9 protein-coding genes are annotated in these 8,821 nt (G+C 40.6%); 6 read left to right on the forward strand and 3 right to left on the reverse strand.

All coding sequences use genetic code 11. The features are described 5' to 3' along the window. A partial coding sequence (locus QNK26_RS10705; RefSeq protein WP_319222824.1) for a cache domain-containing protein occupies nt 1-525 on the reverse strand: 525 nt, incomplete at its 3' end. 309 nt (nt 526-834) lie between these two features. On the opposite strand from QNK26_RS10705, the gene QNK26_RS10710 reads away from it, so the two are divergent. The 6 genes from QNK26_RS10710 to QNK26_RS10735 all read left to right on the forward strand — a co-directional run bounded on the left by QNK26_RS10710 (nt 835) and on the right by QNK26_RS10735 (nt 6,232). Then, on the forward strand, nt 835-1,884 hold the full coding sequence (locus tag QNK26_RS10710; RefSeq protein WP_319222825.1) for an ABC transporter substrate-binding protein: 1,050 nt from the start codon (nt 835-837) through the stop codon (nt 1,882-1,884). Nucleotides 1,885-1,969: 85 nt separating this feature from the next. Continuing rightward, nucleotides 1,970-2,878 (forward strand): alkaline phosphatase family protein, encoded by a 909-nt coding sequence (locus QNK26_RS10715; protein WP_319222826.1) that lies wholly within the window; start codon nt 1,970-1,972, stop codon nt 2,876-2,878. Further along, nucleotides 2,875-3,768 (forward strand): ABC transporter permease, encoded by an 894-nt coding sequence (locus tag QNK26_RS10720; protein WP_319222828.1) that lies wholly within the window; start codon nt 2,875-2,877, stop codon nt 3,766-3,768. The genes QNK26_RS10715 and QNK26_RS10720 overlap by 4 nt, the downstream gene beginning before the upstream one ends. Next, nucleotides 3,755-4,546 carry an ABC transporter permease gene (locus QNK26_RS10725; protein ID WP_319222829.1) on the forward strand — a complete coding sequence of 264 codons (792 nt, stop codon included), beginning with the start codon at nt 3,755-3,757 and terminating at the stop codon, nt 4,544-4,546. Before QNK26_RS10720 ends, QNK26_RS10725 begins: the two co-directional genes overlap by 14 nt. Next, nucleotides 4,543-5,559, forward strand: a complete 1,017-nt coding sequence (locus QNK26_RS10730) for an ABC transporter ATP-binding protein (protein WP_319222831.1) — start codon at nt 4,543-4,545, stop codon at nt 5,557-5,559. The genes QNK26_RS10725 and QNK26_RS10730 overlap by 4 nt, the downstream gene beginning before the upstream one ends. Nucleotides 5,560-5,572: 13 nt before the next feature. Beyond that, nucleotides 5,573-6,232, forward strand: a complete 660-nt coding sequence (locus QNK26_RS10735) for an HAD family hydrolase (RefSeq protein ID WP_319222833.1) — start codon at nt 5,573-5,575, stop codon at nt 6,230-6,232. Between the two features lie 160 nt (nt 6,233-6,392). Here the strand turns inward: QNK26_RS10735 and QNK26_RS10740 are convergent, their stop codons facing one another. Beyond that, nucleotides 6,393-7,547 carry a fatty acid desaturase family protein gene (locus QNK26_RS10740; RefSeq protein WP_413816360.1) on the reverse strand — a complete coding sequence of 385 codons (1,155 nt, stop codon included), beginning with the start codon at nt 7,545-7,547 and terminating at the stop codon, nt 6,393-6,395. Nucleotides 7,548-7,557: 10 nt separating this feature from the next. Continuing rightward, nucleotides 7,558-8,670, reverse strand: a complete 1,113-nt coding sequence (locus QNK26_RS10745; RefSeq protein WP_319222835.1) for an iron-sulfur cluster-binding domain-containing protein — start codon at nt 8,668-8,670, stop codon at nt 7,558-7,560. Nucleotides 8,671-8,821 lie beyond the last annotated feature (151 nt).

Consider the following 8,821-nt stretch of genomic DNA (forward strand, 5'->3'; position numbering starts at 1 on the left):
CCCTTCACCATAGGTCCACCCCCAAGGTGAAAAATACTGCGAGTAAGATATTTTAGCCTGCTGCGCTCGGTTCACACTACCGTAATAAAAATAATGCGAATAACCCTCATTCACGCGAGTTACGGCTTCGTTACGTAACAACTGGTATAGTTTGACCCCACGAATATCGACCTCATCTTTGACATTTTTATTGCGCATCTCGGCATTATTAATTGATTCTAAGAGCAGATAGTCGTCATTAAAAACAAAAGTATAATCGTCATTTATAAGATTAATTTCGTGGATCTTTTTAATCGCTTGTTGTTGTGCCTGAACAAGACTTAACTTACCGTCAAGGTAGTCTTGATGGTAACCCTTGATAAGAGAGCCGATAAATTTAATCTGGGGTTCCAATGCATATCGACGTTGTTCGATGACATTACTACGGACATATAAAAAATAGCTAGTGCTTAAGCCAATAAATAGTAACGATAGGCTTGCCGCTATTAATAGCAGCTTTTTTTCTAGTGATATTGTTTTTAACATTAATTAACTTAATGAACATTCACATCCTTATTAGTTCAATCCTACGTAACTCTGAGTTGGTAATCATAACGCAGTACAATATAAATCTAAACCACAAACGCCAAAAAGGTTAGACCTGTCACCAAACCATTACATGGTAGATGATTACTCTAATTTTAAGATTGAAACATAGGGTAATGGGGTTATCTAAAAAGCGGCGTTTGTTGTCATCGTGCTTTCATTAAAGTGTCATAAAAATGCATAAAAGCTGTCACATAAAAAACATAATATGCACTGGTACTTACTCACCTGTCTAGGAAGATAGAGATAATGAAAACATTACTAACCAGTACTACATTAATCGCAAGTTTGATGACTACAGTTGTAAATGCCAATGATGATCTTGATTCAATTATTAGTGCAGCAAAAAAAGAAGGCGCTGTATACAGCGTCGGCATGCCAGATAGCTGGGCGAACTGGAAAGGAACTTGGGCAGATTTGGGCGCGGTTTATGGCTTAAAACACCAAGATACCGATATGAGTTCGGCACAAGAAATTGCTAAATTCTCTGCTGAAAAAACCAATGCAACTGCCGATATTGGTGACGTAGGTTTTGCATTTGCCCGTGTTGCAGTAAAAAAAGGCGTAACACAAACTTACAAACCAACAACTTGGGACAGTATTCCTGACTGGGCTAAAGATAAAGACGGTCACTGGGCACTGGCTTACACAGGTACTATCTCATTTATTTCTAATAACAATTTAGTTAAAAATCCACCAAAATCATGGGACGATATTCTCAAAGGTGATTACCGCGTCACCGTCGGTGATGTTGGCATCGCATCACAAGCCAATAACGCCGTATTAGCTGCAGCCTTTGCACTGGGCGGCAGTGAGAAAAACATCAAACCAGCAGTAGAATTCTTTTCTAAGCTGGCCCAACAAGGCCGTCTATCGCTCAATGATCCGGGCTTAGCTAATCTTGAAAAAGGCGAAGTCGAAGTGGCTATTCTTTGGGACTTTAATGCCTTGAACTATCGCGATCAAATCGATCGTAGCCGTTTCACCGTATCAATTCCACAAGATGGTTCGGTGATATCTGGTTACACCACCATTATTAATAAATATGCTCAGAACCCTAATGCGGCAAAACTTGCGCGTGAATATATCTTCAGTGATAAAGGTCAAATTAATTTAGCACAAGGTTATGCGCGTCCAATCCGTGACAACGTAACGCTACCAGCAGAAATCCAAGCGCAATTATTACCAAATGAACAATACAGCAATGTACATTCGGTAACTGATTTTAAAGCGTGGGAAAAAACAGCACGTAAACTGCCGCGTCAATGGCAAGAAAATGTACTTCTGCATATCCAGTAACAATGTACTCCTTGATATCGAATAGAAATGTACTCTTTCATAATCAGTGAGAAGTACTACTTCACCTCCACTAAAAGAGCAATCAATGAACAATAAAGTCATCCTTGTTGTTCTCGATGGTCTTAATCATCAAGTAGCCCGTGATTGCATGGGTTACTTGAATGCATTAATAGAGCAAGATCGAGCAACACTTTATCCGGTTATCAGTGAACTACCATCAATGTCACGCCCACTGTACGAATGTTTATTAACAGGGGTAACACCAGCGCAAAGTGGCATAGTGAATAATGATATTGTCCGTCTGTCACACCACAGCAGCGTATTTAGTTTAGCAAAGCAAGCCTCACTAACGACGGCCGCAGCAGCTTATCATTGGATGAGTGAGCTATATAACATCGCCCCTTACAATGCGGTTCGTGATCGCTTTACTGACGATATAAGCCTAAATATTCAGCATGGTTGTTTCTATCATATGGACCACTATCCTGATGAAATGGTGTTTCTAGATGCTGAAAATTTGCGTCAACACCACCAGCCTGATTTTTTACTTATTCACCCGATGAACATCGATGATGCAGGCCATAAATTTGGTTTAGATTCGAGCCAATATCGTAATACCGCGCGTCGGGTCGATATCATCTTATCTAACTATGTCGATGTTTGGTTAGACGCCGGATATCAGCTCCTTATCACCAGTGATCACGGCATGAACAATGATAGATCCCATGGCGGTATATTACCTGAAGAACGCGCGGTGCCTTTGTTTGTTATCGGTAACGGCTTTAGCCACCAGCCAACAGCAATGAAGCAAACCGAGTTATGTGGCAACGTTTGCCAACTATTAGGATTGGTCGATCATGGTAAAGCTTATAATTCAGCGCTATTAAGCAAGCAGCCTGAACTTATTCGCCAACAGCCCTGCACTGTTGACACAAACATCGACACAAACACTAGCCCTAATCGCCGAGCAGAAAAGAGTGTAAATAGTCTATGAACACTATTTCAGTTGCCGCAGTGGACACCTCAAGCAGCAAGTCAAACCGCAAACTATTGCGATTAACTAAATTGAAACCGGCATTCGTCTTACTGCCGTTTGCACTGCTGTTTTTTATGTTTCAAATCGCCCCGATGTTATGGGTATTATTCAACAGTTTCATTTATGAAGGTGAACTTAGCCTAGAAAATTATCAAGAAATTTTTGATTCTGCTTTTATTCTCCAAGGCTTTACTAACAGTTTATGGTTAGCTATCACCTCGAGCCTTATCGCCATTATCATTGCGGCATTATTTGTATCGTCATTACGCCGTTTTGATTCTCGTGTACGAGACTTGATCGTTTCCTTTACCAACATGACCGCTAACTTTAGCGGTGTGCCACTGGCGTTTGCCTTTATTATTATTCTCGGTTTTAACGGCGCATTGACGTTACTACTGAAGAAATACGGCATCATTGATGATTTTAATTTGTATGGTCAGTGGGGATTACTGGCTATTTATATCTATTTTCAAGTGCCACTGGCGACCTTACTACTCTATCCTGCATTCGATGCCCTCAGTGATGATTGGCAAGCAGCATCATCCTTGCTGGGTGCTAAAAATTGGCAGTTCTGGCGTTACATTGGCCTACCGGTATTATCACCCGCCTTGCTGGGCACTTTTATCATTTTAATTGCCAATGCCATGGGCGCCTATGCCAGTATCTACGCGTTAACATCGGGCAACTACAATGTGATTACCGTGCGCATTGCCAGTCTGGTATCCGGCGATATTTTCCTTGAACCGAATCTAGCGGCAGCGATTTCAGTATTACTTATCTTATTACTGGCGTTCATCACGCTTATCAACCAACTGCTTATTAGTCGGAGTTACCATGCAAAACGCTAATTCTTCGCTGTTCCATAAAGTCATTGTTTATAGCACGATAGCAGTATTGATCATCCCGATCCTCGCTACGTTTGTATATTCAATTTCATCGAGCTGGGGCGCAACTATTCTACCAAGCGGTTTTACTATTGATTGGTATAGTCAACTATGGCAAGACCCACGCTTTATTGCTGCATTTGGTCGCTCACTGCTTGTTTGTATTAGCGCATTATTACTCAGTGCTCTGTTGATCATTCCAGCCATTTTCGTGGTGTTTTATTATTTTCCTAAATTAAATGGCTTGATGAATATACTGATCTTATTGCCTTTTGCAGTACCACCAGTGGTGTCATCTGTGGGTTTACTGCAAATATACGCAGACAGCTCAATACAAATTGTTGGTACGCCGTGGATCTTAATCGGTACTTATTTCACTATCGCTCTGCCGTTTATGTACCGCGCCATTGCTAATAGTTTTGAAGCGATTAATTTAGCCGACCTGATGGATGCAGCCCACTTACTGGGCGCGAGTACCGCACAAGCCTTCTTCCTAATTATTTTACCCAACTTGAAGAAAGGATTACTGGCATCGCTGTTTTTATCTTTCTCATTCTTATTGGGTGAATTTGTATTTTCGAACATTTTGGTGGGTACGCGTTATGAAACCCTGCAAATTTATTTATACAACATGCGTCAAACCAGTGGTCATTTCACGTCTGCATTAGTCATGACTTATTTCGCCTTTATTTTTCTTTTCACTTGGTTGGCCAGCCGTATTAGCCGAGGAGCTCAATCATGAGTTTTGTTACTGTAAAAAATCTACAAAAAAGCTTTGGTAGTAATACCGTATTTTCTGACATTAACTTCACTATCGACCGGGGTGAGTTTGTTACCCTACTCGGTCCAAGCGGTTGTGGTAAATCAACTTTATTACGTAGCCTTGCGGGGCTTAATAACGTTGAAACTGGTGAGATATGGGTCGGTAACCAAGAGTTCACCGATTTAGCACCACAAAAAAGAGACATTGGCATGGTGTTTCAATCCTACGCCTTGTTTCCTAATATGACGGTGGCGAATAATATCGCCTTCGGTTTAAAAATGAAGAAACTCGGTAAAGAAGAGATTGCCAAGCAAGTGGCCCGTGTTATCGAATTGGTTGAGCTAAAAGGCAAAGAACAGCAGTATCCACATCAATTATCTGGCGGTCAAAAGCAACGTGTGGCACTGGCAAGAGCATTAGTGGTGCAACCCAAAATATTATTACTGGATGAACCTCTCTCTGCGTTAGATGCGCGTATCCGTAAGCATTTACGCCAACAGATTTGTGATATCCAAAAAGAACTCAACCTAACGACGGTTTTTGTGACCCATGATCAAGAAGAAGCCATGACTATGTCTGATCGTATCTTCTTAATGAACGAAGGTGCTATTGTACAGCAAGGCAGTGCCGAGCAAATATATACCCAACCACACAATGAATTTGTGGCCGGATTCATGGGTAATTATAATTTATTATCCGCGCAGCAAGCACAAGACGTACTTAATATTAAAATTAATGGCAAACTGGCTATCCGTCCCGAATCTATTTATGTTCGAGAACCCGGTCGTGATTATGGTCAACATATTTCAACACCAAGCCAAGGCATTATTAAAAATCATCAATTATTAGGTAATGTGATACGTTATCAAGTGGATGTAAAAGGCTGTGATATTACCGTCGATTTACTGAATCGTTCATCAGAGCGATTATTCGAGACGGGGACGCCGCTAGAGCTACTGTTTAATTTAAATGAATTACAACAAGTAAGTTAAGGGAGTAAATGACATGAGCCAAGCTCTGTATATTTTTGATTTAGACGAAACCTTGATCGGTGCTGACAGCGGGATGTTATGGCATCAGTTTTTAGTGCAAAAAGGCATTATTACCGATCCTAATTTTCTTGCCGAAGATCAACGTTTAATGGCGTTATATGCGGCAGGTGAATTAGATATGCCAGAATACCTTAATTTTTCCATGGCGCCGCTTGCTCCGTTGACTAAAGAACAAGTCGATAGCTTAGTTGATGAATGTGTCGAAAAATATATTATGCCAACGGTATTCCCGCAAGCACAGCAACTATTAGCGCAACTAAAACAAGATAATATCACCGCAGTATTAATCTCGGCCACGGTGAGTTTTATTGTCAAAAAAGTAGCAATAAAACTCGGTATTGAGCATGCGATGGGCATTGATATGCAAATCGAAGATGGCAGCTATACGGCAAATATTCTAGGTGTAGCCAGTTACCGTGACGGTAAAGTTATCCGTTTGCAGTCTTGGTTGGCAGAACAAACCGAGATCTATACCGACAGCTACTTTTATACCGACTCGATTAACGATCTGCCGTTATGCTTATTTAGCCACTATCCGCATGTTGTTAACCCTTGTCCGCAATTAGCCCAGCACGCGCAAGCACAAAACTGGCCGCAACTCCTTTGGAAGTAAACATAATTAACCCAACTCAAGGATATAGACATTTGTTGGCAAAATGTCTTTTTCATGGATGAAAAAGCCAAGCTTACAAGGATGTACTTGCAGCGTTTTTGCATAACAATTGTCTGATATCCTTAATGCGTACTAAGTATATTAACGGAATATTTACGGATTAAAATCGTGGATACAACGCCGCTTTCTTACCAGTCACTTTTCCCACCGGGAAGGAGAAATAAATCACTCTTTGTACAACCGAAGCATACTGGCTAAAGAAACTACCGGTGTTATAAGCAATACCGTATTTAGCCGCGATAACTTGCACTTCTTTTGACATTGCCACGTAGCGATGCGCAGGCACTTCTGGGAATAAATGATGCTCAACCTGACAGCTTAAATGACCAGTTAAAATATGGAACCATTTAGGGCCAGTTAAATTAGCCGAGCCTAAAATTTGACGATAATACCAATGCCCACGTGATTCATCTTCACATTCTTTTTCGGTGAAGGTATACACTTCTGTTGGGAAGTGACCACAGAAAATAATCGTTGAAGTCCAAAAGTTACGCAATAAATTAGCCGCTAAATTACCCAGCAATACCATCACAAAAAACGGGCCCGCTAATAATGGGAAGATAACGTAATCTTTGAGAATTTGACGGGTTGACTTGCTGTAAAATGCTTTTTTTAATTGCGCGATATCAACGTGCGACTCACGACCCGCTTTTTTCTTACCAAAGAATACCCGTTCTCCGGCCATTTCATGGAATGCGATCCCCCATTGAAATAACGTACTGAGCACAAGATAGGTGCCGAACTGCCATAAGTTACGTAAGCGCCAAGAAAAATCATCACTTAGGCGTAACAAGCCATAACCAAAGTCGCGATCCTTGCCGACAATATTAGTATAAGTATGGTGTTCATAATTATGCACGCGCTTCCATGATTCCGAGCTACAGGCGTTATCCCATTCAAACGTTTGTGAATTAAACGTTGGATCATTCATCCAATCATATTGACCGTGCAGAACGTTATGACCAATTTCCATGTTATCTAAGATCTTCGATGCGCTTAATAGCAGTACGCCCACCCCCCAGAAATACAACGACATAAAACCCAATACCAAACAAATACGTCCCGCAATTTCTAAGCTACGCTGCAGGCGCACAATCTTTTTAATATAACGTTCATCAAAGCTGCCAACTTGTTCCATGGCGTTGGCTTTTACGCCATCAAGATCTATTGCCAGCTGTTCTAACTGCTCTTCATTTAATTTTTTACCAAACTTCTTATTTAACTCTTTATTTAACTCTTTATTTAACTCTGCCATCATCTTATCCCTATAAATTAATCACGACATCAGTCACTGGTACACTGATACAGGCTTGGATATCTTCTTCACCGGTATCGGAATATGTTTTGGTTTGGCTGTTATAAACCACACCACTTACTTTCTTACATTTACACTCTTGGCAAATGCCCATGCGGCAACCATAGTTAGCTGGGACGACATTATCCTCGGCGAGCATTAACAGTGTTTGCTGATTGTCTTCATCAACAACTATGTCTTTATTGGTTATTGCAAACGACACGTTACGCACAACATTAAGGTCGACATTACGAAAACTTGCTAACCCAAACTGCTCAAGATGCAATGATTCTTCAGGTAGTCCCATGTCCAATAATAATTCTCGAGTACTATCCATCATGCTATTTGGGCCACAAATATAGGCTTCACTACGCTGTAAATCACTCGTTACTGCATTGATATGCGCTGCAGAACAATGACCATCACGCTCACTTTTTAATAATTTCAAGGTGAAATTGTTATGTTCCAGCTCTAATGCCACTAAGCTGCCGTTTAATGCATGCTGATTAGCTCGGGCAAAATACAATAGCGTAAAATTTATCGTCGGGTTATTCATAACATGCGATAACAACAAACTATGAAAAGGGGTAATACCACTGCCACCAGCAATAAATATCACCTCTTTATTTGATGCCATTTTTGATGCAGCACTCAATACAAAATCACCTTTCGCCGGTGAAACACCTAACATTTCGCCTTGCTTAATAGCACTGGATAACCAAGGCGTCACACGGCCTGCAAATTGCTTTTTAATGGTTAAGGTGATGGTTTTATCTTGCTGTAACTGCGCTAACGAAGATGAAATAGTAAAAGGACGTTTAATGTAGCTGCCATTCTTTTTCACTTGCAGCTCAATATATTGACCAGGTTGGAATGAAAATACTTGCTCATTGACCTTGCCTGAAATCGCTAATGTTAATGAATACATGTCATTGTTTTCAGTCTTCATGTTCACGACTGTAGCGGCAAACATCTCACCCATCAGTACGGCAATCGGTTTCGTTGAAAATGGCGCGAAGTAAGCCTTAAACGTATCGTTATTAAATAACGTCAGTGATAATTTATTGGTTAGAACATTAAGCATGTAGCGTCTCCACAAAAAGTTAAATAGAGCTTACACGTGTACACTAGAATGATCTATCAGTTTTTTATTTATAAAAATAATTTTAAACAAAAAAAATAGCGATTAAAATACATACACTTAAAATGAGCTGGCAGAGTAAATCAGGCTAACC

This window comes from Moritella sp. (assembly GCF_033791185.1).
Lineage (GTDB): Bacteria > Pseudomonadota > Gammaproteobacteria > Enterobacterales > Moritellaceae > Moritella.